The sequence below is a fragment of the Amycolatopsis sp. SB7-3 genome (assembly GCF_041021335.1).
Lineage (GTDB): Bacteria > Actinomycetota > Actinomycetes > Mycobacteriales > Pseudonocardiaceae > Amycolatopsis > Amycolatopsis japonica.
The window spans coordinates 1,037,959-1,063,116 of the sequence record NZ_JBFPJQ010000002.1; the positions used below are offsets into that span (position 1 = coordinate 1,037,959).

Consider the following 25,158-nt stretch of genomic DNA (forward strand, 5'->3'; position numbering starts at 1 on the left):
CCTCCTTCTCGCACGCACCGCCGGAGCGGTGGCGCTGGGAGCTCCATTGTGGTTCCGGTCACCGTAGGAACAAGTCGGGCCAGGGGCGAGTGCCAGTTACGATGTGGGAAAGGGGTCCAGATCACTCTCAGGACGAGCGCCGCACGGCCAAGGCCAGCAGTTCCGCCGCCGGGCCGGTGAGGCGCCGCCCCTCCGGCCAGACCGCGTGCAGCACCCGTCCGAAGTCGACACCGTCCACCGCGACGGGCACGAGCTCGTGGTCCGCGACGTCCAGGGCGCTGATCACCGCGGGCCCGGCGCCCGCGACCACGGCGCTGCGGACGGCGGAGGCGGAACCCAGTTCCAGCAACGGTTTCACCGGTCCCGCGCCGGCCATGCGCAACGCGATGTCGACGGTCTCCCTGGTTCCGGAGCCGCGTTCCCGCACCACGAGCGGCGTGGCCGCCAGCTCAGCCGGGGTCAGGGGACGGCGTTCGCGCGCCCAAGGATGGGTGCGGGCGACCACGACCACGAGATGGTCCACGGCGACCTTCCGCGACGTGAGCCCGGTGAAGGGGCCCGGTGATTCGACGAAGCCGATGTCGGCCTTGCCCTCGCGAGCCAATCTGGCGACCCGATCCGAATTCGTGACCTCCAGGCCGAGGTGGAGTCCGGGGTGCGCGCGGTTGAGTTCGCCGATCCAGCGCGGGACCAGATGCTCGGCCGGCGTCATGCTCGCCGCGATCCGGAGCCCGGTCTCGTGCCGGTTCCGCAGGGCTTGGGCGCCGTCGAGCAGTCCGTCGAGTTCGGCGAGCACGCGCCGCGCCCAGCCAGCGATCACCCGGCCGTCCGGGGTGAGCGCGGAACCGCGACGGGTCCGGTCCACCAGCACCAGACCCAGCCTCCGTTCCACAAAGGACAGACGCTTTCCCGCCGACGGCCGTGTCATCCCGAGTGCGACGGCGGCCTGACCGATGCTGCCCAATTCACCGACGAGGACGAGCAGGCGCAAGGAGTCCAGCTCCGGTGCGGTCATAGCCAAAGTGCATGACCTATCCGCCGTTCTCCCGGCTACCGGCGCCGTCCTTTCCGGACGACGCTCGTCGGTATGAGCACCACGTCTGCGCGGCGAACGAAGCCGCACCTCACCGGTCTGGCCGTCACCGCACTCGGTGTGGTCGTCGCGTACCTGCTGAGCACCGCCGTTCCCGTGCTGAGCGCGCTCACCCTCGCGGTCGTGCTCGGGGTGCTCGCGGGCTCGCTGCCGGTGCTCTCGGACGGAACCCGGCAAGCGATCGCCAAGGTGACGAAGAAGCTCCTGCGTGCCGGTGTCGTCCTTCTCGGTCTGCAACTCGCGCTCCCTTCGGTGCTTTCCCTCGGCCCCGGCACGCTGCTCGCGGTGGTGCTGACGGTCGGCCTCACATTCCTCGGCACGATCGGGCTCGGCAGGCTGATCGGCGTCCCACGGGGACTCGCGATGCTGGTCGCGACCGGTTTCTCGATCTGTGGCGCGTCGGCGATCGCGGCGATGGAAGGGGTCGTCGAACGCGAGGACTCCGACGTCGCGACCGCGGTCGCACTGGTCACCTTCTACGGCGGTCTGGCGATCGCGGCGGTCCCGCTCATCGGCGGCTGGTTGGGGATGGACGCGCTGCGGATCGGCGGCTGGGCCGGCTTGGGCGTGCACGAGGTCGCCCAGGTCGTCGCGGCCGCCACCCCGGCCGGGACCGCCGCCGTCGCGGTCGCCGTGGTGGTGAAGCTGAGCCGTGTCGTCCTGCTGGCGCCGATGGTCGCCGCGGTGAGCGTGCACGAACGGCGGCGCCGCCCGTCCGCCGCCGGGAAGCGCGCCCCGCTGGTCCCGCTGTTCGTCCTCGGTTTCCTGGCGATGGTGGTGGTGCGGAGCACCGGGATCCTGCCCGGCGTGGTGCTCGACGTCGCCAAGGTCGTCTGCACGCTGCTGCTGGCCGGAGCGCTCTTCGGGCTGGGCTGCGCGGTCCGGATCGGCACGCTGGTCCGCACCGGTGGCCGGGCGCTGCTGCTCGGCCTGCTCTCCACGCTGCTCGTCGGCACCATCGCCTACGTCACCCTCGCGCTGCTCGGCTAGCTTGGACCGCGGTCAGGAGGGCGAGCGTCTCGATGTCGGACGCCGAGCAGCCGCGCGAGAGGTCGTTGAGCGGCGCCGCGAGGCCCTGGAGGATCGGGCCGAGCGCGACGGCACCGCCGAGCCGTTCGGCGATCTTGTAGCCGATGTTGCCCGCGTCCAGATTCGGGAACACGAGGACGTTCGCGCGGCCGGCGACCGCGGAACCGGGCGCCTTGGCCGCCGCGATCGACGCCACCAGCGCGGCGTCGAACTGCAGCTCTCCGTCCACCGGAAGGCCGGGTTCGCGCTGCCGCACCAGCGAAGTCGCCTCGCGGACGACCTCGACCCGCTGATGGTCGGCACTCCCCTGCGTGCTGAACGACAGCATGGCGACGACGGGGTCCTCACCGGTCAGACCGCGGTGGGTCTCCGCGGCGGCGAGGGCGATGTCCGCCAGCTGCGCCGCACCCGGCTCGGGCACCACCGCGCAGTCCGAAAAGGTCAGCCGTCGTCCATCCGGAAGCAGCAACAGGAAGCAACTGCTCAAGGTGGACACACCCGGGGCGAGACCCACGACCCGCAGCCCCGCGCGCAGGACGTCGGCGGTCGGCCGCGTCGCCCCGGCGACGCAGGCGTCCACCTTGCCTGCCCGCAGGGCGGCGGCCGCCACGAACACCGGATCGCGCCGGGCGGCGGCGAGCTTCTCCGGATGCCGCGCGAATCCCGCCGCCAGCGCGGCTTCGGTCCGTTCGTCGGCAAGGGCTTCCGCGACGTCCACGATAAAGTCGTCCGTCGCCCCTGCAGCGCGCAGGCGCGCACCGTCGCCGAACAGCAACGGCCGCACGACACCTTCGTCCCGGAGCGCCAGCGCGGCACGGACGGCGCGCTCGTCGTCGCCATCCGGCAAGGCGACGCGGAGGTTCCGGCCGCGCAAGGCCTTCCGCCATCCGTCGAGCGTCGCGTCCGGCGTGACCTCGGTGGTCAGGCTCATCGAAGTACCTCCACGTACGAAGCGGGGGCCGCCGGAAGACGGCGACCCCCACCGGGTGAAAAGGGCTGATTCAGGGCTGGACGGCCTTCTCGACGTCGTTGAGCATCGCGTCGACGCCGTGCAGCAGTTCGGTGAGCACCTCGCGGTCGGCGACCAGCGGCGGGGAGATCATCAGCATCGTCGCGCCGCGATCGTCGCCGCGGAGGATGACGCCCGTGCGCCGGAACGCCTCCGGAAGCACCTCTCGAAGCACCTTCAGCGATTCCGCGTCGGTCAGCTCCCGGCCGCTGTCGCGGTCGGCCATCAGCTCGATGGCGTAGAAGAACCCGGTGCCGCGGACGTCCTTGACGCAGCGGTGCGCGGACTTGAGGGAGTTCAGCGCGGCGAACAGCTCCGGGCCCTCGGTGAGGACGTTGCCGAGCACGTTCTCGTCCCGCATCGCGGTGAGGTTCGCGACCGCGACGGCGGTGGCGACGGGATGCCCGCCCCAGGTGGCGCCGTGGGTGAAGACACCGCCCTTCGGCGAGTCGTACAGCTCGGTGACCAGCTTCTCGCGCACGATCACTCCGCCGAGCGGCGCGTACCCCGACGTCGATCCCTTGGCGAAGGTGATCAGATCCGGCACGACGCCGGTGAGCCCGTGCCCGAACCAGTGCCCGAGCCTGCCGAACGAGCAGATGACCTCGTCCGACACGAGCAGGATGCCGTACTTGTCGCACAGCGCGCGCAAAGCGGGCCAGTACCCCTTCGGCGGGACCAGCGCGCCGCGTCCGTTCTGCACCGGCTCGGCGAACAGCGCCGCGATCGTCTCCGGCCCTTCTTCGAGGATGACCCGCTCAATCGCGGTGACACAGTCCAATTCGGACGCGGGGCCGCAGTCTCCCAGCAGCCCCAACGTGTTCGGCACGTGGCGGACGCCGGGCATGAGCGGGCCGAACGGTTCCTTGATCTTCGCGAGCCCGGTCACCGAGAGGGCGCCGATGGTGGTGCCGTGATAGGCCATGTCGCGGCTGATGATCTTCGTCCGCTCGGGCTGCCCCTGGCTGCGGTGATACTGCCGGGCGAATTTGAGCGCCGTTTCGACCGCCTCCGAACCGGAGTTGACGAAGAACGTCGTCCCGAGGTCGCCCGGCGCCAGTTCGGCCAGCAGCGTGGCGGCCTCGATCGCGGGCGTATGCGCCGAGCCCCAGTTGCTCGCGTAGGCCAGGGTGCCGACCTGGTCGGCGGCGGCCGCGGCGATGTCGGCCCGTCCGTGGCCCATGTTGACGCAGAAGAGCCCGGCGAGCCCGTCGAGATGACGGCGTCCTTCGGTGTCGATCAGGTAGCTTCCCTCGCCGCGTACGAACACCGGGAAATCCGAGGCCCAGGTGTCCTTGCGGGTGAAGTGCGGGCCGAGATGCCGTCGAGCCTGCGCTCGCAGCTTGGTGACGTCCACCGGAGACCTCCTTCGAGACACGAGTCTGTGCTTTGACTTTCGCAACCCGGCTGGCACCGGCCCAGCACCAGAGCGGCGACGTTCGATGGGTCCAGTTGGTCGTGAGTGGCGATTCGGGTTAGAACCCGAATCGCCACTCACGACCAACTGGACCGACGCCTCCCCGCAGCCCTCCCCCCGACGCGCGTGAAGGCCCCCTTTCCTCGGCTGAGCCGAGGGAAGGGGGCCTTCACGCGCAAAACGAGGCCTACACGTAGTCCTTGTACTTCTCCAGGAACCGCACCGGCTTCGACAGCGCGTCGCGCCGGAACGGGTCGCCCAGCTCGCGGGTGCACATGATCTCGACGACGGTGGTCTTTCCCTCGTTCATCTGCGCCTCGACGGCGCGTTGCAACGCGGGGCCGACCTCGTCGAGCTTCTCCACGACGATGCCTTCCGCGCCCATCGCCTTGGCGATCCCCGCGAAGCTCTCGCTCTCCAGCTCGCCCGCGACGAACCGGCGGTTGTAGAAGTCGACCTGGTTCTTCTTCTCCGCGCCCCACTGCCGGTTGTGGAACACCACCGCGGTGACCGGGATGTCGTGGCGGACCGCGGTCATGATCTCGCCCATGCTCATCCCCCACGCGCCGTCGCCGGCGTAGGAGATCGCGGGCCGGTCGGGCGCCGCGGCCTTGGCGCCGATGATGGTGGGCAGCGCGTAGCCGCAGTTGCCGAAACTCATCGGCGCGAAGAAGCTGCGCGGCTCCTCGAAGCGCAGGTAGCTGTTCGCGACCGAGTTGATGTTGCCGATGTCGGTCGACACCATCACGCGCGGCGGCATGGCCTTCTCCAGTTCCCGCAACACTTCCCGCGGGTGCAGCCAGTTGCCCTCCTCGCCTTCCTGCTCCGCGATCATGTCGAGGCTGAACGGGTCGGTCTCGTGCGTCCAGGCGTCGAGCTCGGCCTCCCACGCGTCCTTCTCCGCCTTGATCTTCGCCGCGCGAGCGTCCTTTGTGGAGTCGCAGGCCAGCGTCCGGTCCGCCAGCCGCTTGGTCAGCGCGACCGCCGCGTCCTTGGCGTCACCGCAGATGCCGACGGTGATCTTCTTGACCAGGCCGAGCATCTTGTGGTCGGCGTCGATCTGGATGATCTTCGCGTCCTTGGGCCAGTAGTCCATGCCGTGCTGCGGCAAGGTGCCGAACGGGCCGAGCCGCGAACCGAGCGCGATCACGACGTCCGCCTGCGAGATGAGCTTCATCGCGGCCTTGGAACCCTGGTACCCCAGCGGCCCGCACCACTGCGGGTGGCTCGCCGGGAACGAGTCGTTGTGCAGGTAGCTGTTCACCACCGGCGCGCCGAGACGTTCGGCGAGCGCCTTGCACTCCTCGACGCCGTCGGCCATCACGACGCCGCCGCCGGAGATGATCACCGGGAACTCCGCCGTGGCCAGCAGCGCGGCGGCCTCGTCGAGGCTCCGTTCGCCGCCGGGGCCGCGGTCGAGCCGGGCGGGTTCCGGGATCTCGGCCTCGATCTCGCCGTAGAAGAAGTCGCGCGGGATGTTGAGCTGCGTCGGGCCGAGTTCCGAATGGGCGCGGTCGAAGCAGCGGCCGGTGTACTCGGCCATCCGCTTCGGGTTGTTGACGTGTCCCTGGTACTTGGTGAACTCCTGGAACATCGGCAGCTGGTTGGCCTCCTGGAAGCCACCGAGGCCGGTGCCCATCGTGCCCGCTTCCGGCGTCACGATGACGACCGGGCTGTGCGCCCAGTACGCGGCCGCGATCGCGGTCACGCAGTTGCTGATACCGGGGCCGTTCTGCCCGATGACGACACCGTGCCTGCCGCTCACCCGGGCGTAACCGTCGGCCATGTGCCCGGCGCCCTGTTCGTGCACCACCGGTACCAGCCGGATGCCCGCCGGCGCGAAGATGTCCATCGCGTCCATGAACGCCGACCCCATGATGCCGAAGATGTCGGTGACGCCGTTCGCCACGAGCGTCTCGACGAAGGCCTCGGACGGGGTCATCTTCTTCCGGCCGCTGACGACCACGCGGCCGTCACCCGTCTTCCGTTCCGTCATGTTCCGCTCCTTCGACAGGCGAGATTTACAAAAATCGGTACGTGGCGTTCCTGAAATCAGGATGCGACCGACGATAGGACGCCAACCGTCCAGCGTCAACGCCAGATTCTGGAAACCGAGACGCCGTGTGCTACTTTTCGGAACATGGAGCTGCTTCGCGAACCGGATCCGATCAACGGGGACACGCCGACCATGCGGCTGTTCTCCCTGCTCGAGCTGATCGCCGCCAAGGATCAGCTGGTCTCCCTGCAGGGTCTCGTCGAGGAGACCGGCCTGCCGAAACCGACCCTGCACCGCATGCTGCAACAGCTCGAAGGCGCGGGTCTGCTGATCCGGCAGGCCGACGGGCGCCACTACGGCACCGGTCACCGGCTGCGACGGCTCGCGGAGAACCTGCTCCTCAACGCCACCCACCACGGCGCCCGGCACGCCGTCCTGCGTCACCTCGTCGACGAACTCGGCGAGAGCTGCAACGTGACCACCTTGTCCGGCAACGAGATCGTGTACCTCGACCGGGTCGAAACCCCGGAGCCGCTGCGGTTCTATCTTCGGCCGGGCTCGCGGGTGCCGATCCACTGCTCGGCCAGCGGCAAGATGATCCTCGCGCAGATGAGCCCGTCGCAACGGAGGAAACTGCTCGCGCACGCGCCGCTCAAGCGGTACACCGACAAGACCATCACCGACCTCGACGCGCTCGAGGCCGAGTTCACCCGCGTCCGCCGGGACGGGTTCGCGCTCGACGACGAGGAGTTCCTGCCCGGTCTGGTGTGCGTCGCGGTCCTCGTGCCGGGGCGCGCCAACCTCTGCGTCGCCGTGCAGGCGCCGGTCATGCGGCTGACGCCGGACAAGGCCCTGCAGACGCTCCCCGCGCTTCAGCGCGCGGCCGAGGCGATCAGCCGCGTCGACGCCGAGGGCGGGTCCGAACCGGAAAGTGTTCCGTCGTAAGGAGTTCTCATGATCCCCGAGCTTCGGCTCCCGGTACGTGACGTCTTCGGCATCGATTCGGATCTCGTCGTCGGCGCGTTCCGCGAACGCACCGAGCACGTCCCCGAGGTCGACGAGGCGTACCGCTTCAACCCGGACGTGACGCTGGCGCTGCTCGCCGGGTTCACCCGCGACCGCCGCGTGCTGGTGCAGGGGCTGCACGGCACCGGGAAGTCGACCCATATCGAACAGGTCGCCGCGCGGCTCAATTGGCCGTGTGTGCGGGTCAATCTGGACGGTCACCTCAACCGCCTCGACCTCGTCGGCCGCGACGCGGTCGTGCTGCGCGAGGGCAAGCAGGTCACCGAGTTCCAGGAGGGCATCCTCCCGTGGGCCTTGCAGCGGCCGGTCGCGCTGGTGCTCGACGAGTACGACGCTGGCCGCCCGGACGTCATGTTCGTGCTGCAACGGGTCCTCGAACGCGACGGCAAGTTCACCCTCACCGATCAGAACCGGGTGCTGCGGCCGCATCCGTCGTTCCGGCTGTTCGCCACCGCCAACACGGTCGGGCTGGGCAACCTCAACGGGCTCTACCACGGCGCGCAGCGGCTGAACCACGCGCAGATCGACCGCTGGAACATCGTGGCGTCGCTGAACTACCTGCCCCTCGCCGAGGAGATCGCGATCGTGCGGGCCAGGGTGCCCGGCATCCCGGAGTCCCTGGCGGCGTCCCTGGTCGCGGTGGCCACCTTGACCCGCAGGGGTTTCCAGGCCGGTGATCTGTCCACTTTGATGTCCCCGCGCACGGTGATCACCTGGGCGGAGAACATCGAGATCTTCGGTGATCCGGCGACGGCCTTCCGGTTGTCCTTCGTGAACAAATGCGACGAAGCCGAGCGCGACCTGGTGGCGGAGTACTTCCAGCGCTGCTTCGACGACGAACTCCACCTGCTCTCGGCATGACCGCCGGGCAGGCGGAAACCCGGCGCCGCAACCAGGTCGAGGAACTGTGCGCGGCCGCGGTCCGGGCGCTCAGCGGCGACCCGGCCCTGCATTTCCGGGCGCGGCGGCTGCATCGGGGACGCGAGCCGCTCCCCCTGCACGCGCCGCATCTGCGACAGTCCGCCGACGACGATCTGGTGTCGTCCCGCGGGATCGCGGACGGCATGGCACTGCGCTTGACGTCCTCCGACGCCGGCCTGCACCGGAGCCTGTGCCCGCCCGACCCGGCCGAACGCGGGATTTTCGAGCTACTGGAACAGTTCCGCGTCGAGTCGCTCCCGCCCCCGGACATGCCGGGAATGCGACGGAACCTGCGACTGCGTCATCTGCGCTGGTCACTGGAGTTCCACCGGTCCGGGCTGACCGAGACCGCGCGTGGACTGCTCCTGTACACCGTCGCGCAGATCTGCCGGTCTCGGATCACCGGCGAACCGGTGGTCGAGGAGACCGAGGATCTCATCGAAGCGACCAGATTCGCGCTGGCGCCTTCTCTCGGTCACGACCTCGCCGGACTTCGACGACACCGGACGGACCAGAAGGCGTTTGCCGAACACGCGCTGGCGATCGCCCGCACGACCGGCGGACTGCTCGCCGGGACCGAACAGGACGCCGAGAACGACGGTGATCCCACCGACCCGCGGTTCAGCCTCGTGATCGACTTCGACAAGAGCCACGGCGAACAGATTTCCGTCGCGACCGCGGGCACCAGCCGGACGTTGGGCGAATCCGGTGCGGCGTACCGGGTTCACACCACCGCGTACGACCGTGAACAGCGGGCGTCGGAGCTGGTCCGCCCCGCGATGCTCGCCGAACTCCGCGAGCGGCTCGACCGGCGCGTCGGCAGGCAGGGCGTCGGACCGGGACGGCTGGCACGCGACCTCAAGGCGGTGCTCGCCGAACCGGCGCGCGACGGCTGGGACGGCGCGCAGGAGGAAGGCCTCCTCGACGGCCGGACCCTGGCGCAGCTGATCAGTTCCCCCACGGAGCGGAGGATCTTCCGCACCGAGCGGATCGAACCGGTGGCGGACACACTCGTGACGTTCCTGATCGACTGCTCGGGTTCGATGACCGCGCACGCGGAACCCGTCGCCGCGCTGGTCGACCTCTTCACGCGCTCGATCGAACTCGCCGGGGCGACCTGCGAAGTGCTCGGGTTCACCACCGGCGGCTGGAACGGGGGCAGGCCGAGGCGGGACTGGATCCGGGCCGGACGCCCACGGCATCCCGGCAGGCTCAACGAACGACTCCACCTCGTGTTCAAGGCCGCCGAGACGCCGTGGCGGCGGGCACGGCCCGATCTCGCCGCACTGCTGAAAGCCGATCTGTTCCGCGAAGGGATCGACGGCGAGGCGGTGGCCTGGGCCTGCGCCCGGATGCGCGCGCGACCCGAAGCACGCCGGATCCTGCTCGTCCTCTCCGACGGCAGCCCCATGGACAGCGCGACGAGCCTGGCGAACGATCCGCATTACCTGGACGAGCATCTTCGGGAAACGGTGCTGCGGGAGGAAAGCACCGTCGAGATCCGTGGGGTCGGCGTCGGCCTCGACCTCAGCCCCTTCTACCGCCGCTCGCGAGTGCTCGACACTTCGGTCACGTCCGGGTACGCGCCGTTCCGGGACGTCCTCGGATTACTGGCCCTGCGGTGAATCCTGCTGGCCCTCGTTCTGCTGCTCGCCACCGGACTCACCGAGGTAGTCCTTCGCCTTGTCGGCGGCCGAGTCGATCTTGTCGGAGTGTTCACCGAAGCGGGACTTCGCGAAATCGGCGGCCTTGTCGACGTGCTCCCCGCTCACCTTGTCCTTCATGCCTTCGAAGTCGATACCCATGAGAACTCCTCACTTTTCGGTACGCCGTCGATCCGGCGCCTGTCTTCCATCAAAGTGCATTCGCGTCGCGGGGCAACTCGGGGGCGACGGGTGGGTGAGTCCGGCGCGATTTCCTTCGACCAGGTAAGGAAAATCCACCTCGACCGGGAAGAGACGACGCTCACGGTCGCTCACTCGGGTGGACTTGCCGATCTCTTCACCGGCCCGTGGCTGTAACGAGTTTCCTGGTCGAAGCGATTTATCCGCGCTTCGGCCGCGGACGACGGCCGAGGGGCGCACTCGCTCGCGGTTGGCGCTTTTAGTCCTTTCGTGTTCGTATCCCTGGCGTCAGCCAATGCGGAGACGGCCAAAGGGAGTTCGAACTTCATGCGCAGGACAATTGCCCGAACGGTAACGGGCGTGGCGATCGTGGCCGGCCTCGTGGCCGCGTGCGGCTCCGAAGGCGAAAACGGTGCGGCTGGGTCTTCTGGCACGAATGGAACCGCTTCGAGTGCGGCGGGCGCGCCGTCCTCCGGCGCCGACGCTTCGGCCTCGTCGGGAGCGGGAACCGGTGACGCGGGCCAGGCCGGCGGCGAGGCGGCCCAGAAGGTGACCGCCGCGATCCAGCAGGCGCTGCAGCAGTCACCGATCACCTTTACCACGGAAAGTGCGGAACTGTCCGAAAAGAGCAAATCGGCCCTCGGTGAAATCGCCAAGGCCATGCAGGGCAACGACGTCAAGATCGCCGTCGCCACGCACGCGGGTTATCCCGACGCGGAAAAGTCCAAGACCCTTTCCGAAAAGCGGGCGGAAGCGATCGCCGCCGCGCTCGAAGGGGCGGGCGTGGCCAAGGACCGCGTCAAGACCGAGGCGACCGGCAACGAAAAGGCGCAGGGCGACAAGGCGTTGGACACGCAGATCACCGTCGCGCAGTGACCTTCGACGGAAGCGCGGGCGGGGGAACCGAATCCCCCGCCCGCGCGCCGCGTCCCCGCCGTCGCCACTATCTGATCGGCCCGAGCGGTTTCCCGAATTTCGGCGACGAGCTGATCGCGGCGACCTGGCTTCGCTATCTGGCGCGGACCGAGCCGGAGGCGGACGTCTGGCTCGACACGCACTCGCCGGGGCCCGCGCAACTGCTGCTGAACGATCTGCACCCGCGCCTCCGGTGCACGGACACCTTGTGGCGGCTGTGCGGTGAAGCGCCGTCGGACGATCCGTGGGAGGTCGCGAACTGGGTGCAGTCGGCGGTGAACGACCCCGGGCTCGCGCCACGCTGGGACGCGGGCATCGACCTGCTCGGCCGGACCGACGTGCTGCACCTGATCGGCGGCGGCTACCTCAACGCGTTGTGGCCGCGGCACATCGGACTGCTCGCGGGCGCCGCGGCCGCCGCCCGGCGGTCAGGGGCCCGCACCGCCATGACAGGGCAGGGACTGACGCCGTTCCCGCCAGGCGCCACCGACCTCTTCCGCTCGCTCGCCGACCGTTTCGACGTCGTCGACGTCCGCGACGATCCGTCGGCCGAACTGCTGCCGGGGGTCGTCCGCACGTGCGACGACGTCTTCCTGGAACCACCCGAGCAGAGACCCACCGCGCAGGCGCGCGAATTCGTGCTGTGCGTCCAATCCGACATCGGCGCCTTCGAGCCGTCCGTGCTGGCCGCCCAGGTGCTGGGTTTGTTGCGGGCTTGGGAAGTCCACCCCGAGCAACTCGCCGTCGTCGAAGGGATTCCTCGCGTCGACCGCGCGGTTCCGGCGCTGCTGGAACACGAACTCGCCGGTGCCGAATTCCACCCGTTCCGGGACATCTGGCGTCACGGCCTGCCGCTGGCGCCCGGGCAGACCTGGATCTCCAGCCGCTACCACCTGCATCTCGTCGCCGCCGCGGCCGGCGCGAGCGGTCTCGCGTTCAGCGTGTCGCGCGGGTATTACACGACCAAGCACCGCAGCCTCATCGACCTCGGCTCGGGTTGGACGTCGTTCGACGCCGAAGAGGGCGGAACCCCGGACCGGCCGACCGGTACCGGGTTCCCGCCCCACGTCCTCAGGCGGTGCCGTGACCTGAAACGCTCGGTCGCGACGGCGGTGTACGGGAGTCAAGTGATCGAGGAGGTCCGCCCCGCGACGCGGCGCCTCGCCCTGCGCTCGTGGCGCACCCGGTCAAGCTAGCCGGATCACGCGTGATTGGAGCCGGGCCTCGCGTGATTCCGGGCGGAACTCGCGTGATTGGAGGCGCATCACCCTCGAGGCGAGAGTTCCGCCGCCAATCACGCGAGTTCGGTCCTCGATCACGCGAGTTCCGTCTCTGGTCACGTGCTGAGTGACGGGACCGCCTCGGCGGCCGGGGCGCTCTCGGCCGATCGCGACACCGGTGTCCGCGCCACGTCCGGTTTCACCAGGCTCCAGGCCACCACCACGGCCAGGTTCACCCCGAGCGACACCAGTCCCGCGTTGAACCCGCCGAAGGTCGCGCCGGTGACGTACAGGGCGATCGCGGTCAGCACCCCGGCGATCATCCCGGCGGCGACCGCGGCCGTCCGCACCCGGCGCACGAAGAGGATCGCGAGCCAGCCGGGGACGACCTGGGCCAGCAGGTTGTAGGTCAGGTTCAGGATCGTGAGCATCAACGTCGACGCGACGAGGGTCAGGACCGCCGCCAGCACCAGGAAACTCGCCACCGCGACGACCGTCCACCGTCGTTGCGCCGCGGCCGGGACGTTCGGCGCGATGTTGCGGCAGACCATGCCGCCGATGGTGAGCGCGGTCGCCGCGAGCACCAGCACACCGGAGAGCGCGGCGCCGGCGGCGACGAGTCCCAGCAGCCAGTCGGGCAGCAAACCCTTGGCCGTCACCATGAACACCGTGTTCGGGTTCTTCAGGTCCGGATGCGCGCGCACGCCGTAGTACGCGGCCAGCACCAGGAACGGGTAGATCAGCATGTACATCGGCATCCACACGGTCGAGCTCTTCACCGCGCGTTCGGAGCGGGCCGGGAACACGTACGCGCCACCGAAGCCGAGGTAGAACACGATGCTCTGGAACAGGATCGTCGTCATCGCGAACGTGAGTTCCGAGCCGCCCATGGTGGTCTGCGCCGCGCTGAGCACCTCGGGTCCGCTGACCTTCGCGGTGCCGCCGGCGGCGATCACGACCGCCACCCCGACGAGCACGACGCCGAGCAGCATGAAGAGATCCTTGAGGATCGAAACGAACGCGGGCGAACGTACGCCGGAGACGGCGATGTAGACGAACGCCACGATGCCCGCCAGCACCACGCACTGCACCGGATCCAGCCGCAGCCCCAGATTGCTCAGCACCACCTGGAGTCCGATGAACTGGTACTGCCCCCACGGGACCAGCGCGATCAGCATCGTCACGCAGGTGATCAGCTCGAGCCGCCTGCTGCCGAAATGCCGTCCGAACACGTCGGGCACGGTCATCGCGTCGTACCGTTTCGCCGCCCGCCACACCAGCGGGGCCAGGAAGTAGCCCAGCGAGTACGCGAGCAGGATGTAGCCGAGGAACCAGATCCCGTAGCTCGCGCCGTGCGCGTAGATCCCGCTCGGGAAGCCGATCATCGTCCCGATGCTGTACACCTCGCCGACCGCGAGGAAGTACACCAGCCACGCCGGGAACGACCGGCCGCCGACGAGGAATTCCGAGATCCCGCCGCCCCGGGTGGACCGTCCCGCCCACACCGCGAGCCCGATCGAGCCCGCCATCACCACCGCCACGATCGCGATCAGCATCAGTCGTCCTCCGGGTAGTGGGCGCGGTCGAAGAAACGCCAGCTGATCCACAGGCACAGCGTGGTCAGCGGGCAGCAGCAGAACACCCAGAAGAACAGCACCGGGATGCCCAGCACCGACGCCGTCGATCCGGACAGGATGAGAATTCCCGCCAGCAGGGCGAAAGCGGGGACGAATAGTCCTATGAGGACACTCGGCCAGCTGCGGATCATCGTCGCGCTCCCGTCGTGTCGCGCCGCCAGACGACCTCGCCGCCGCTGACGGTGGCGTCCACGGTCAGCTCGCGGATCCGGTCGGGGTCGACCGTGGTGGGATCGCCGGACAGCACCGCGAGATCGGCGAGTTTCCCGATCTCCAGGCTGCCTTTGACGTCTTCCTCGCCCGCGAGATACGCGGCGTCGATCGTGTAACCGCGCAACGCGGCGTCGACGTCCACGGCCTGTTCGGCGCCGAGTACCTTGCCCTGCCTGGTGATCCGGCGCACCGCGCACCAGATCCCCTCCAGCGGCGGCACGGGCGTCACCGGGGTGTCCGAATGCAGTCCGAAATGGATTCCGCGCGAGCGGGCCGAGACCAGCGGGCTGATCCGCCGCGCCCGCTCGGGCCCGAGGAAGACGTCGCGATGCCGGTCTCCCCAGTAGTAGACGTGCTTGATGAAGAACGACGCGAGGACGTCGTGGGCGGCCATCCGGTCAAGCTGGTCTTCGCGCACCGTCTGGCAGTGCTCGATCCGGTGCCGCCTGCCGGTGCCCCGCGGCGAGCCCAGCCGGGAGTAGCCGTCGATGATCGCATCGATCGCCGCGTCCCCGTTGCCGTGCACCGCGACCTGCCAGCCCGCCGCGTCGAGCGCGGCGATCCGCCGGCCGAGGTCGGCGGGTTCGAGCAGCATCATGCCGTGCTCGTCCGGAGCGCAGGTGTAACCCTCCGCGAGACAGCCGGTCTTGCCCTGGATCGAACCGTCCGCGACGATCTTCACCCCCGTCATCGCGAACTTGTCGTCCACCTGGGCTTCCGGCGATTCCGGCCGGCCTTCGCCGAGGCCGGGCAGCAGACCGTCGAACAGGTAGCCGCGCACCCGGACCCGCAGCTTCCCGGCGCGCCTCAGCAGCGCGTACGCCTCCAGTTCCGCCGCTCCGCCGATGAGCCCGACACCGGTGTCGTGCACGGAGGTCACGCCGTTGGCGAGGTACTCCTCGTCCGCCAGCAGGAGGGCATCGGCCAGTTCGCCCGCGCTCTGCCCGGGCAGCCGGGACGTGACGAGGAAGGCCGCCGTCTCCACGAGCACCCCGGTCGGCTCCCCACGGGCGTCGCGCACGATGAGCCCGCCGGGCGGGTCCGGGGTCTCGGCGGTGATCCCGACCTCGCGCAGGGCGAGCGAGTTCGCGGTGCAGAAATGGCCGGAAACATGGGTCAGCACCACGGGATTGCGGCCGGAGACGGGGTCGAGGTCCGCGCGGGTCGGATGACGGCCGTCCGCGAGCAGCGTGTCGTCGTACCGGAAACCCCGGATCCACTCCCCCGGGCCCAGGTCCTTCGCCGTTTGCGCGACCCGGCCCACGATGTCGGCGATGGTGTCGTTGGGCGGGCTGCCGGCGTCGACCGGCGCGGCCAGCGTCATCCCGAAGAACGCCGGATGGTTGTGGGATTCGACGAAACCGGGGATCACCGTGCGCTCGGCCAGGTCGAGCACGGTGGTCTCCGGGCCGATCAGCCGGGAGATCTCCCGTTCGGAACCCAGCGCGGTGATCCGGCCGCCGCTCGCGGCCAGCGCGCGCACCCGTCTCCCCGCCGCGTCCAGGGTGAGCACGGTGCCACCGAACGCGACGAAATCGGCTTCTCGAACGAACTCCACCACACGACCTCCTGGCGACGTGTCCTGGCTCACGAGCGATCCCCAGACACTGCGGCACGTCTGGCCGCCTGAACAGGTCCAGAACGGTCCGGCGCGGTGGTACCAGTTACGCGATCAGGTCGCGGCAGGCCTCACCGAGCAGCCGGATGCCGGGGTCGATGTCGCGCAAGGGGACGGCCGCGAACCCGATCCGGAAATGGTTCTTCGGCGGGTCGTCCCCGACGAAGAAGATGTCGCCGGGCTCGATCAGGACGCCGTCACGCTCGGCCCGTTCCATCAGCGCCCGGCAGTCCAGTTCGGACGGTCCGGTCATCCAGAGACTGACCCCGCCCGGCGGATACGCCGTCTGCGTCCACGGCAGGTGTTCGGTGACCGCGGCGCAGGTCGCCTCCCATTTCCGCATCAGTTTCGTGCGGTACCGGCGAAGGGAGCGGTGGTACTCGCCGCTGTCGATGAGCAACGCCAGCGCCCGCTGGAGATGACCTGGCGGATGCCGCAGCACGTATCGCCGGATCTCCCGCAGCTCGCGAACCAGTTCGCGCGGGCCGACCAGGTATCCCAACCGCAGGCCGGGCGAGAGGAACTTGGAGAAGGTGCCGAGGTAGATCGCGTCTCCGGTGCCGTCGAGCGCCTTGAGCGCGGGCGTGGGGCTGCCGTGGTACCGGAATTCGCTGTCGTAGTCGTCCTCGACGAGCACCGTGCCCGCACTCGCGGCGAGGCTGAGCAGCCGTCGGCGGCGGCCGATGCTCAACGTCGCGTTCGTCGGGTGGTGGTGGCTCGGTGTGAGATACAGGAGATCGACGCCGTCGAGCGTGTCCGGCGGGCGCAGGCCGCTCTGATCGACGTCGACGCCGCGCAGCCCGGCGCCGGTGCGCAGGAAGATGTGCCGGGCGTCGAGGTAGCCCGGGTTCTCCATCGCCACGACGCTGTCCGGCCCGAGCAGCGCGCGGCCGAGCAGGTCGAGGCCCTGCTGCGAGCCGACGGTGATCAGGACCTCGGACGGGTCGGCCTCGATCCCCCGCGCGGTGAGCAGCTGACGGCAGATCAGGTCGACCAGCATCGGGTCGTCGGAGCCGACGCTGTCCTGCAGGCTCGGGAACACGTGCGGCCGGTACAGCGCGTCACGCAGGCAGCGGGTCCACGACCGCGCGGGAAAGGCGGTGACATCCACCTGACCGGCGAGGAACGGGTACGGATAGGTGTGCCAGTCCGGGCGTTTCTCGATATGCGGCACCCCGGCGTCGGGATACCGGCGCACCCGCGCGCTCCAGTCGATGGCCGGGCTGGTGCCGCGTTCCTGCACCGCGCAGTGCGGCCGCATCTCCGCGTTGATGAACAGCCCGCTGCGCTCGCGGCTCTCCACGAACCCCTCGGCGACCAGCTCCTGGTAGGCGAGGTTGATGGTGTTGCGGGAAACGCTGAGTTCGGCGGCCAGCTCCCGCGAGCTCGGCAGCCGGTGCGCCGGATCGAACGTGCCGATCGCGATGCCGTGCTCGATGGCGCGCCGCACCTGCCGGTAGAGCGGCTCGGTGGACGTCCGGTCGATTTCGATCAACGTTCGCGGCAACGGCACCTCCCTTTCGGCGACGGGCCGGGATCTGAACCTAACTCCGGATCCCGGCCCGCACCACCTAGCCGAGCACGTCGTCGAGCGAAACGGCGCCGATTCCGAGCGCCTCGCCGACCGGCGCGGACGTCAGCCTGCCGTCGACCGTGCTGACGCCGCCGCGCAGCTCGGGGCACCGCGCGACGGCGCCGGACAGGCCGTGGTTCGCCAGTTCCAGCGCGTACGGCAGCGTGACGTTCGTCAGCGCGTATGTCGAGGTGTGCGGGACAGCGCCGGGCATGTTGGCGACGCAGTAGAACACCGAGTTGTGCACCTGGAAAGTCGGCTCGGCGTGCGTCGTCGGCCTCGTGTCTTCGAAGCAGCCACCCTGGTCGACCGAGATGTCGACGAGCACGCTGCCCGGCTTCATCCGGGACACGAGATCGTTCGACACCAGGCTCGGCGCCTTGGCACCGGGCACGAGCACCGCGCCGATCACGAGGTCGGCTTCGAGCACGGCCTCTTCGATCGAGTACGCGTTGGCCGCGGCGGTGCGGATCCGGCCCTGGTACATCCGGTCGGCGGCACGGAGCTTGTCGACGTTCTTGTCGAACAGGACGACGTCGGCCCAGGTCCCGGCCGCGCCGGCGACCGCGTTCATCCCCGCGACACCGGCGCCGAGTACGACCACCCGCGCCGGGGCCACCCCGGAGACACCGCCGATGAGCACCCCGCGCCCGCCGTTGGCGCGCATGAGCGTCTGCGCGCCGACCTGCGGGGCCAGCCGTCCGGCGACCTCGCTCATCGGGAACAGCAGGGGCAGCGATCCGTTCGGCAGCTGCACCGTCTCGTACGCCACCGACGTCGTGCCCGCGTCCAGCAGCGCCCGCGTGCACGGCTCGCTCGCGGCGAGGTGCAGGTAGGTGAACAGCAGCTGATCGCGGCGCAGGCGGTGGTACTCCTCGGCGATCGGCTCCTTGACCTTGAGCACGAGGTCTCCGGTCGCCCAGACGTCGTCAGCGCTGTCGAGCACCTTCGCGCCGGCGGCGGCGTAGTCCTCGTCGCGCACGGAGGACCCTTCGCCCGCTCCGCGCTCGACGAACACCTCGTGCCCGGCCGAAGTGAACTCGTGCACGCCCGCGGGCGTCACCGCGACCCGGTACTCGTGGTTCTTGACTTCACGAGGGACACCGATCTTCATCTCACGCTCCCGTCTGTTCCAAAGGCAGTGACGCTGAGCGTGCGGCACGGCTGGAACGGCCAGAAGTGCCAGAACCCGCGCGTTCGACGGGTCCAGTTCGCCGCTCATAGCGCTGGGCTATGACGTCTTCGCCAAGCGACGGCTACCGCCACACCGCGCCCGGATCCACAATGGACTCGTGGGAACCCTGGCCTTGACCTCGCTCGCGGCGGCGGCCGGGGTCGTCGCCCAGCGCCTTTCCGGGATGGGGCTTTCCCTGTTGTGCGTACCGTTCCTGGCGCTGGCACTGGGCCCGCTCGACGCCGTCCGGCTCACCCTGCTGCTCGGCTTCCCGGTCTATCTCGCGGTCGCGATCACCCATTGGCGGGCGATCAGGTGGACGCAGGTCGCGTGGCTGACGGTGCCCGCGGTGGTGTTCACCCCGGTCGTCGCGCTCGTGGTCCGCGATGTCCCGGCACGGCCGTTGCTGCTCGCCGCGGGCGGCTGCTGTGTCCTCGCCGTCGGTGTGCTGGCGAGCGGTGTCACCAGCAGACGGCTGGCGGGCAGAACGGCCGCTGTCGGCGCGGGCGTGCTGAGCGCGGCGATGAACTCCGTCGCCGGGCTTTCCGGTCCCGCAGTGGCGGTGTACGGGGCGAGCGCGGGCTGGGGCGCGGACGAGACACGCGGCACGCTGTCGATCTACTTCTTCCTGCTCGGCCTGGTCGCGTTGCCCAGTCTCGGCTGGGTGGAGGTGCCCGCGAGCGTGCTCCTCGCGGTCGCTCTCGCCGCACTCGCGGGCGATCTGCTGGGACGGGCGCTGAGCCGCCGGGTCGGCGAACGGTCCGTCCGCTGGTCCGTCCTGCTGCTTTCGGCGGCGGGTGGCGCGTTGACGCTGGCGCACGCGGCCTGAGCACCGCCGGTAATACGATGGCCGGTGATGACACCGCCGGACCGCCCCGAATGGCGATCGCGTGCGTGGCTGGTCGCCTCCGCGGTGCTGGTCGTGGCCGCGGTCGCGCTGCTGGCCGTCGGCGCGAACGGGCCCGGCGCGGTCGTCGTGCCGATTCTCGTCGTGGCCACGGCCATCGGCGTGACGACGTGGACGGTGGTCCGCGCGCGCAAGCGGCGCCTCGACTACGAAGCCCGCCTCACCGGCTGGGCGGCCGAGCACGCCACGCAACACGAGCGGCTCCGGATCGCCCGGGAACTCCACGACATCGTTTCCCACGGCCTCGGCGTGATCACGTTGCGCGCCAGTGCGGCACGGCGGGTTCGAGGAGAAGTCCGGGAAGCGGAGCGCGAACAGGCGCTCGCCGATATCGAGCGGACGAGCCGGGACGCGGTCACCGAACTCCGGCGCATGCTGGCCGTGCTTCGCGATCCTGACGAGCGCGGCGCGCCGCTGCGGCCCGTGCTGAACCTGTCGGATCTTCCCGCCATCGTCGAGGCCGTCCGCCCGCTGGGCCTCGAACCGCGACTGGACGTCGGTGAGCTCGGAGACGTTTCCCCTGGGATACAAGCGACTGTCTGCGAGATCGTCCGCGAAGCCGTCGCGAACACCGCTCGCTACGCCGGACCGACGACCGCTCGCGTCGGGTTGCGGCGCGAGGGCGACACGATCGTCGTGACCGTCGAGGACGACGGGCCGCGAAATGCCTGGTCCCCCGCCGCCGGGGCCGGCCACGGCCTCGCCGGGCTTCGGGAACGTGCCGAGATCCTCGGCGGCGAGCTGCACGCGGCACCGGCCGGAACCGGATTCCGCCTCACCGCACGACTTCCGGACGGAGCACGCCGGTGACCGAACAGCCACCGATCCGGGTCCTGCTCGCCGACGATCAGCGGCTGCTGCGGCACAGCCTGGCGATCATCATCGACGCCACACCGGACATGGTCGTCGTCGGACAGGCCGAGGACGGGATCCAAGCGGTGGAAATGGCGCGGCGGCTGAGCCCGGACGTCGTGCTGATGGACATCCGCATGCCCGGCCAGGACGGGATCGTGGCCACCCAGGAGATCGGCGCCTGCCCCGGCCTGGCCGGGACCAGGATCCTCGTGCTGAGCATGTTCGAACTGGACGAGTACGTCTACGGCGCGCTCCGCGCCGGAGCGAGCGGTTTCCTGCTCAAGGACACCGAACCGGACGAGCTTCTCGCCGCCGTCCGCCGGACGCACAGCGGCGAATCGCTTTTCGCGCCCGCCATCCTCACCCGGCTGATAGAGCACTACGTCACGACGCCGCCGCACCGCAGCCCGCCCCCGCCTGCCGGGCTGACCCAGCGGGAGATCGAGATCCTCACCTTCGTCGGCCGCGGGCTGTCCAACACCGAGATCGCCGAGACGCTGATCATCTCGGTCAAGACGGTCAAGACGCATGTCAGCAGGCTCCTGAGCAAGCTTTCGGCCCGCGACCGTGCTCAGCTGGTGATCACGGCGTACGACCTGGGCCTGGTGGTCCCGCGGGCGGTCAAGCGTCCCGCCGGTGGAACGTGATCGCGGAGATCCCCACCGCGACGAGCGCCCAGCCCAGCACGACGGCCGAGCCGCCGAGTGAGCGCACGTCGTGGCTCGCGGCGTCCGGCAGGTAGTCCGCGAAAGTGGCCCGGCCGTGGAGAAGCGGGCCCACGATGAAGTAGTACCCGAGCAGCCCGGCCACCGCCGGGACACTCCACCGCACGACCGTCGCGACGGCGGCGGAAAAGACCGTGGTGAGCGCGAGGTAGGCGCTCGCTCCCACCACGTCGGACCACGGTCCGCCGGCCAGTGCGGTCAGGACGGCCGCTGGAACGGCCACGATCAGGAGTGCGCCCATTTTGGCCAGCTGCAAGGTGATCCGGCGTGGCATGGCGGTCAGGGTCCGGTGGATCTGACCCCCGCTGTACTCCGACGTCACCGCGACGACGCCGAGGACGAGGAACCCGGCTTGGGTGTAGCCGACGGGTGAGACGCCTTGCCGCGCGAACGCGGTCGCGAGGATCACCGAAACCGCCAAGGTGCCGAACAGGGTGAAGGACGTGGCCGGCAGGCTGAGCAGTTTGAGGATCTCGGCCCGGAGCGCCCGGCCGCCCGTCACGCGTCCCTCCCGCGGAAGACGAGGAAGCCCGCGGTGAGTAGCGCCGTGACCCAGGCCGTCATCACCAGGCCCCCGGTGACCGGAGAGAGCCGGACGGGCAGCTCCACCCGCTCGATGAACATCCGGAATCCGGCCAGGTCGGGGAAGAACGCGGCCAGCGGCGTGAGTTTCGTGAGCAGGTAGGTGACCGTGACCACCGACGTGTTCAGGATCAGCACGGTGAGCGGCAGGATTCCGTTGCGTGTCACCAGGGTCAGGCCGGACGCGAGCAGGGCGGTCAGCACCCAGTAGAGGACGACTCCGGGCAGGCGCCCGAAATCGCTCACGCCCAGCGCTTCGACGATCGTGAGGGTGACGGCCGACGAAACCGCCGCCAGCGCCGCGACCACGGTGACCATCGCCGCCAGCTTCGTGATCAGCAATCGCCACCGGGACGGCACGACCGTGAGGCTCGTGGTGATCTGCCGTCCGCCACCGGCGTTCTCCCCTTCGGTGGTGTATTCGCTGCTCACCGCGACGACGCCCAGGATGATCGCGCCCACCACGCCGAACGCGAGTTCCTGGAACCCGAGGTCCACGTTACCGCCGCGCCTGGCCGCCGCCCTCGCGTTGAGGAACGTCAGAGCCGCCGGAAGCAGTACGCCGATCGCGACCGCGGCCCAGACCGACGGCAGCGAGGTGAGCTTGCGCAGTTCTCCCCGATAGGCCCTCATCGCGCCGCCCCCGTGGTGAGCGCGAAGAAGGCGTCCTCCAGGCTTCGGTGCCCGCCGACGACTTCCGTGAGTTTTCCCCGCGCGACGATCCTGCCGCGGTCGATGACCACGACGTCGTCGACCGTCTCCGACAGTTCTCCCATGAGATGACTCGAAAGCAGGACGGTCCGCCCGGCCGCGGCCCGCGCACGGAGGAAACCGCGGATCCAGCGGATGCCCTCCGGATCGAGGCCGTTGACCGGTTCGTCGAGCACCAGCACCTCGGGATCGCCCAGCAGTGCCGCGGCCAGGGCCAGCCGCCGCCCCATCCCCAGCGAGTAGCCGCGGACGCGCTTGCCCGCCGCGTCGGACAGTCCGACCTCCGCGAGGACCTCGTCCACCCTGCCGCGCGGGATGCCGCCCGCCGCGGCGACCCAGTTCAGATGTGCCCGGCCGGTGCGCGAGCGATGTGCTCCCGAGCCGTCGAGTACGGCGCCGACCTTGCGCAGGGGGTCGCGCAGCCCGGCGAACGGAACGCCGTCGATCAGCGCGGTTCCCGACGTCGGCCGGTCCAGTCCGAGCAGGATCCGCAGGGTCGACGATTTCCCGGCGCCGTTGGGCCCGAGGAAGCCGGTCACACGGCCTGGGCGCGCTTCGAAACCGACGTCGGAAAGGATCGTCGCCGATCCTCGTCGTTTGGTGAGCCGGTCGAACTGGATCATCAGGTCTTCTTTCCGTCGAGCGTGATCACGTCGCTCGCCAGTCCATCCCGGCCGGGCATCCGCTCGCGTCGGACCGAGGACCGATCTTGACTGGTGCCAGTCGGACCTGGGGCCTACGTCATGGCCTGAATCGCCTGGTCAGAGATCGGGATCGAGTCAGGGATTCTCCGCTAGCCTCGCGGACGGCTCGCTCGGACGGGTCGCCGTGCGCGACCACGGCAATCACCTGGCGAAATACATCGTTTTAGATGTATCGTTTCCGATATGAAAGCCGGTGAGCTGTACCTGCTCGGCAAGCACCTGATGGAACTGGCGTCCCAGGGCATGCGCGACGACGCCGATCCCGAGGTGCCGGAGATCTATCTCGTGCTGATCTCGGTGGTCGTCGAAGCGCCGGGGCTGTCGATCAGCGAGCTGACCGCGCGCACCGGTTTCGCGCAGAGCCACGTCTCCGCCGCCGTCGCCAAGCTGCGTGAGCGGGGCGCCCTGCGCACCCATCCGGATCCGGCCGACCGCCGCCGCACCCTGGTCTCCCCGGTCGACGGCCTGGTCACGGCGGTCGCACAGCGCCAGCAGCGTGACGCAGAGCAGGTTCTCGCGGCGGCGCTCACCGAACTCGATCCGGACGAGGATTCGGCCGCGGAACGCGCGGCGCGCCTGGTCCGGGCGGCGGACGAGCTGTACCGCCTGCTCACCGCCCGTGCGCTCAAGGTGGGCGGGGACCCCGCCGCGCTGATGCCGCTGCACTCGCTGGCCGAAGAGGTGACCGGCAAACCGAAGAAATAGGGGGAAGCAAATGGACTACCCGTTCACGGCGACCGAACTCGAGGAGCCCGTGAGCCGCGTGCGTCTCGCGACCGGCGAGGACGCCTGGCTCGTCACTCGCTACGACGACATCCGTGCCCTGCTGACCGATCCGCGATTCCGCGTCTGGCTGCCCGGGGTTCCCGAGACCGGCGCCGACGCTCTGCTCTTCAGCATGAACGGCCCCGACCACGCGCGGCTCAGGCGCATCGCGGGCAAGGCACTCACCCCGCGCCGGGTGGAGTTCCTGCGGCCGCGGGTCGAAGCGATCGCGGAAGACCTGGTCGCGAAGCTGCTCGCACCGGGTCCGCCCGCGGAAGTCCTTGAGGGATACGCGATCCCGTTCGCCCTCTCGGTGCTGAACGAACTCCTCGGTGTTCCACCGTCGGCTCGTGACGCGCTGCGGAGCTGGGCGGACGGCATGCTCGCGGTGTTCACCGCGCCGAGCTACGAGGAGATGACCGAGTCCTCCCGGAAGCTGGGTGACTACCTCGCGGAACTCGTCGAGGCGAAACGCCGCGCGCCCGGCGAAGATCTCCTGACCGGCCTGTTGCAGGCCCGGGACGACGACGGCGACGCGCTGCGGCCGGACGAGGTCACCCAACTCGCCTTCGCGATCCTTCTCGGCGGATACGTCCCGCCCGCGAACGCGTTGGCCCAGGTCGTGTTGCGGCTGGCGGCCGACCCTGAACTGCCCCGCGATCCCGCGCCGATCGAGGAATTCCTTCGCCAGGACCAAGGTTCGGCCGCAGACCAGGGGCGGGTCGCGGTCGAAGACGCAGACGTCGGCGGGGTGACGATCCGCGCGGGCGAGTTCGTCCTCGCCTCCCTGCAGGCGGGCAACCACGACCCCCGGCGGTTTCCCAAACCTGAGCGAGTCGATCCCCTTCGCACGCAAGGACATCTGACCTTCGGCCACGGACCGCACCACTGCCTCGGCGCGGCACTGGCCCGCCTGCAACTGCGGACCGGTGTCGCCGCGCTTCTGGCTGCCGCCCCGGGACTGCGCCTCGCGGTACCGCTCGAAGAAGTCGCCTGGCGGCGGATGTTCCTGACGCTCCGAGGCCCGGTCGCGGTGCCGATCGACTGGTGATCACCTGTACAGCGCCGACAGCTCGCGTGATCGACGGGACGGCACGTGTGATCAGACGGACGACACGCGTGACTGGATGGACGACACCCGCGCGAAGGGGTTTCGCCGCGAGTCGTCCGTCTGAACACGCGTGCCGTCCGTCCAGTCACGTGTGTCGTCCGTCCGGTCACCCG

The 25,158-nt window shown here is 69.7% G+C and carries 24 protein-coding genes; 11 read left to right on the forward strand and 13 right to left on the reverse strand.

Features of this window, described 5'->3' with window-relative positions; translation table 11 throughout:
- Window positions 1-127: 127 nt before the first annotated feature.
- Complete coding sequence (locus AB8M46_RS22965) at window positions 128-1,015, reverse strand: LysR family transcriptional regulator (RefSeq protein ID WP_394361512.1); 888 nt, start codon at window positions 1,013-1,015, stop codon at window positions 128-130.
- Between the two features lie 72 nt (window positions 1,016-1,087).
- Here AB8M46_RS22965 and AB8M46_RS22970 point away from each other — a divergent pair, with 72 nt between their 5' ends.
- On the forward strand, window positions 1,088-2,083 hold the full coding sequence (locus tag AB8M46_RS22970; RefSeq protein ID WP_394361513.1) for a YeiH family protein: 996 nt from the start codon (window positions 1,088-1,090) through the stop codon (window positions 2,081-2,083).
- On the opposite strand, the gene AB8M46_RS22975 is transcribed toward AB8M46_RS22970, so the two are convergent.
- From AB8M46_RS22975 to xsc, 3 genes are all read right to left on the reverse strand, one after another.
- Window positions 2,061-3,053 (reverse strand): phosphotransacetylase, encoded by a 993-nt coding sequence (locus AB8M46_RS22975; RefSeq protein ID WP_394361514.1) that lies wholly within the window; start codon window positions 3,051-3,053, stop codon window positions 2,061-2,063. The genes AB8M46_RS22970 and AB8M46_RS22975 overlap by 23 nt on opposite strands.
- Window positions 3,054-3,123: 70 nt before the next feature.
- A complete protein-coding gene (locus AB8M46_RS22980) occupies window positions 3,124-4,488 on the reverse strand; it encodes an aspartate aminotransferase family protein (protein ID WP_394361515.1) in 1,365 nt (454 codons plus the stop codon).
- Window positions 4,489-4,735: 247 nt separating this feature from the next.
- Entirely contained in the window at window positions 4,736-6,544 is a 1,809-nt protein-coding gene (xsc, locus tag AB8M46_RS22985) for a sulfoacetaldehyde acetyltransferase (protein WP_063271618.1), read from the reverse strand.
- Window positions 6,545-6,688: 144 nt separating this feature from the next.
- Here xsc and AB8M46_RS22990 point away from each other — a divergent pair, with 144 nt between their 5' ends.
- From AB8M46_RS22990 to AB8M46_RS23000, 3 genes are read left to right on the forward strand one after another with little or no spacing between them, the layout of a single operon-like run.
- The gene (locus AB8M46_RS22990) at window positions 6,689-7,489 is read left to right on the forward strand and encodes an IclR family transcriptional regulator (RefSeq protein ID WP_394361516.1); all 801 of its coding nucleotides are present in this window, start codon (window positions 6,689-6,691) and stop codon (window positions 7,487-7,489) included.
- Window positions 7,490-7,498: 9 nt separating this feature from the next.
- Window positions 7,499-8,431: an AAA family ATPase gene (locus tag AB8M46_RS22995; RefSeq protein WP_394361517.1), complete on the forward strand. Its 933-nt coding sequence runs from the start codon at window positions 7,499-7,501 to the stop codon at window positions 8,429-8,431.
- Complete coding sequence (locus tag AB8M46_RS23000) at window positions 8,428-10,116, forward strand: cobalt chelatase (RefSeq protein ID WP_394361518.1); 1,689 nt, start codon at window positions 8,428-8,430, stop codon at window positions 10,114-10,116. The genes AB8M46_RS22995 and AB8M46_RS23000 overlap by 4 nt, the downstream gene beginning before the upstream one ends.
- Here the strand turns inward: AB8M46_RS23000 and AB8M46_RS23005 are convergent.
- The gene (locus AB8M46_RS23005; RefSeq protein WP_037339279.1) at window positions 10,099-10,296 is read right to left on the reverse strand and encodes an antitoxin; all 198 of its coding nucleotides are present in this window, start codon (window positions 10,294-10,296) and stop codon (window positions 10,099-10,101) included. The two genes, AB8M46_RS23000 and AB8M46_RS23005, sit on opposite strands and share 18 nt — an antisense overlap.
- A 309-nt stretch (window positions 10,297-10,605) precedes the next feature.
- Here AB8M46_RS23005 and AB8M46_RS23010 point away from each other — a divergent pair, with 309 nt between their 5' ends.
- Together AB8M46_RS23010 and AB8M46_RS23015 are read left to right on the forward strand one after the other, a co-directional pair.
- The gene (locus AB8M46_RS23010) at window positions 10,606-11,211 is read left to right on the forward strand and encodes an OmpA family protein (protein ID WP_394361519.1); all 606 of its coding nucleotides are present in this window, start codon (window positions 10,606-10,608) and stop codon (window positions 11,209-11,211) included.
- Complete coding sequence (locus AB8M46_RS23015; RefSeq protein WP_394361520.1) at window positions 11,208-12,446, forward strand: polysaccharide pyruvyl transferase family protein; 1,239 nt, start codon at window positions 11,208-11,210, stop codon at window positions 12,444-12,446. Before AB8M46_RS23010 ends, AB8M46_RS23015 begins: the two co-directional genes overlap by 4 nt.
- Window positions 12,447-12,586: 140 nt before the next feature.
- On the opposite strand, the gene AB8M46_RS23020 is transcribed toward AB8M46_RS23015, so the two are convergent.
- The 5 genes from AB8M46_RS23020 to ald all read right to left on the reverse strand — a co-directional run bounded on the left by AB8M46_RS23020 (window position 12,587) and on the right by ald (window position 18,625).
- Window positions 12,587-14,026: a sodium:solute symporter gene (locus AB8M46_RS23020; RefSeq protein ID WP_394361521.1), complete on the reverse strand. Its 1,440-nt coding sequence runs from the start codon at window positions 14,024-14,026 to the stop codon at window positions 12,587-12,589.
- On the reverse strand, window positions 14,026-14,238 hold the full coding sequence (locus AB8M46_RS23025; RefSeq protein ID WP_394361522.1) for a DUF3311 domain-containing protein: 213 nt from the start codon (window positions 14,236-14,238) through the stop codon (window positions 14,026-14,028). Before AB8M46_RS23025 ends, AB8M46_RS23020 begins: the two co-directional genes overlap by 1 nt.
- Window positions 14,235-15,881, reverse strand: a complete 1,647-nt coding sequence (locus AB8M46_RS23030) for an amidohydrolase (RefSeq protein WP_394361523.1) — start codon at window positions 15,879-15,881, stop codon at window positions 14,235-14,237. The genes AB8M46_RS23025 and AB8M46_RS23030 overlap by 4 nt, the downstream gene beginning before the upstream one ends.
- 103 nt (window positions 15,882-15,984) lie before the next feature.
- Window positions 15,985-17,445: a PLP-dependent aminotransferase family protein gene (locus AB8M46_RS23035; protein ID WP_073844680.1), complete on the reverse strand. Its 1,461-nt coding sequence runs from the start codon at window positions 17,443-17,445 to the stop codon at window positions 15,985-15,987.
- Window positions 17,446-17,509: 64 nt separating this feature from the next.
- Window positions 17,510-18,625, reverse strand: coding sequence for an alanine dehydrogenase (gene ald, locus AB8M46_RS23040; RefSeq protein WP_394361524.1), 1,116 nt, complete (start codon window positions 18,623-18,625; stop codon window positions 17,510-17,512).
- 178 nt (window positions 18,626-18,803) lie between these two features.
- Between ald and AB8M46_RS23045 the strand changes: the two genes are divergently transcribed.
- From AB8M46_RS23045 to AB8M46_RS23055, 3 genes are read left to right on the forward strand one after another with little or no spacing between them, the layout of a single operon-like run.
- Window positions 18,804-19,514: a TSUP family transporter gene (locus AB8M46_RS23045; protein WP_394361525.1), complete on the forward strand. Its 711-nt coding sequence runs from the start codon at window positions 18,804-18,806 to the stop codon at window positions 19,512-19,514.
- Between the two features lie 27 nt (window positions 19,515-19,541).
- Window positions 19,542-20,402, forward strand: a complete 861-nt coding sequence (locus AB8M46_RS23050) for a sensor histidine kinase (RefSeq protein WP_394361526.1) — start codon at window positions 19,542-19,544, stop codon at window positions 20,400-20,402.
- Window positions 20,399-21,094: a response regulator gene (locus AB8M46_RS23055; RefSeq protein WP_394361527.1), complete on the forward strand. Its 696-nt coding sequence runs from the start codon at window positions 20,399-20,401 to the stop codon at window positions 21,092-21,094. The genes AB8M46_RS23050 and AB8M46_RS23055 overlap by 4 nt, the downstream gene beginning before the upstream one ends.
- On the opposite strand, the gene AB8M46_RS23060 is transcribed toward AB8M46_RS23055, so the two are convergent.
- The 3 genes from AB8M46_RS23060 to AB8M46_RS23070 are packed head-to-tail and all read right to left on the reverse strand — an operon-like array spanning window position 21,069 to window position 23,088.
- Complete coding sequence (locus AB8M46_RS23060) at window positions 21,069-21,674, reverse strand: hypothetical protein (RefSeq protein WP_394361528.1); 606 nt, start codon at window positions 21,672-21,674, stop codon at window positions 21,069-21,071. The two genes, AB8M46_RS23055 and AB8M46_RS23060, sit on opposite strands and share 26 nt — an antisense overlap.
- Window positions 21,671-22,387, reverse strand: coding sequence for an ABC transporter permease (locus AB8M46_RS23065; protein WP_394361529.1), 717 nt, complete (start codon window positions 22,385-22,387; stop codon window positions 21,671-21,673). Before AB8M46_RS23065 ends, AB8M46_RS23060 begins: the two co-directional genes overlap by 4 nt.
- A complete protein-coding gene (locus tag AB8M46_RS23070) occupies window positions 22,384-23,088 on the reverse strand; it encodes an ABC transporter ATP-binding protein (protein ID WP_394361530.1) in 705 nt (234 codons plus the stop codon). Before AB8M46_RS23070 ends, AB8M46_RS23065 begins: the two co-directional genes overlap by 4 nt.
- Before the next feature lie 264 nt (window positions 23,089-23,352).
- Between AB8M46_RS23070 and AB8M46_RS23075 the strand changes: the two genes are divergently transcribed.
- Window positions 23,353-23,874 carry a MarR family winged helix-turn-helix transcriptional regulator gene (locus AB8M46_RS23075; RefSeq protein ID WP_125736016.1) on the forward strand — a complete coding sequence of 174 codons (522 nt, stop codon included), beginning with the start codon at window positions 23,353-23,355 and terminating at the stop codon, window positions 23,872-23,874.
- Between the two features lie 10 nt (window positions 23,875-23,884).
- Window positions 23,885-24,985, forward strand: coding sequence for a cytochrome P450 (locus AB8M46_RS23080; protein WP_394361531.1), 1,101 nt, complete (start codon window positions 23,885-23,887; stop codon window positions 24,983-24,985).
- Window positions 24,986-25,158 lie beyond the last annotated feature (173 nt).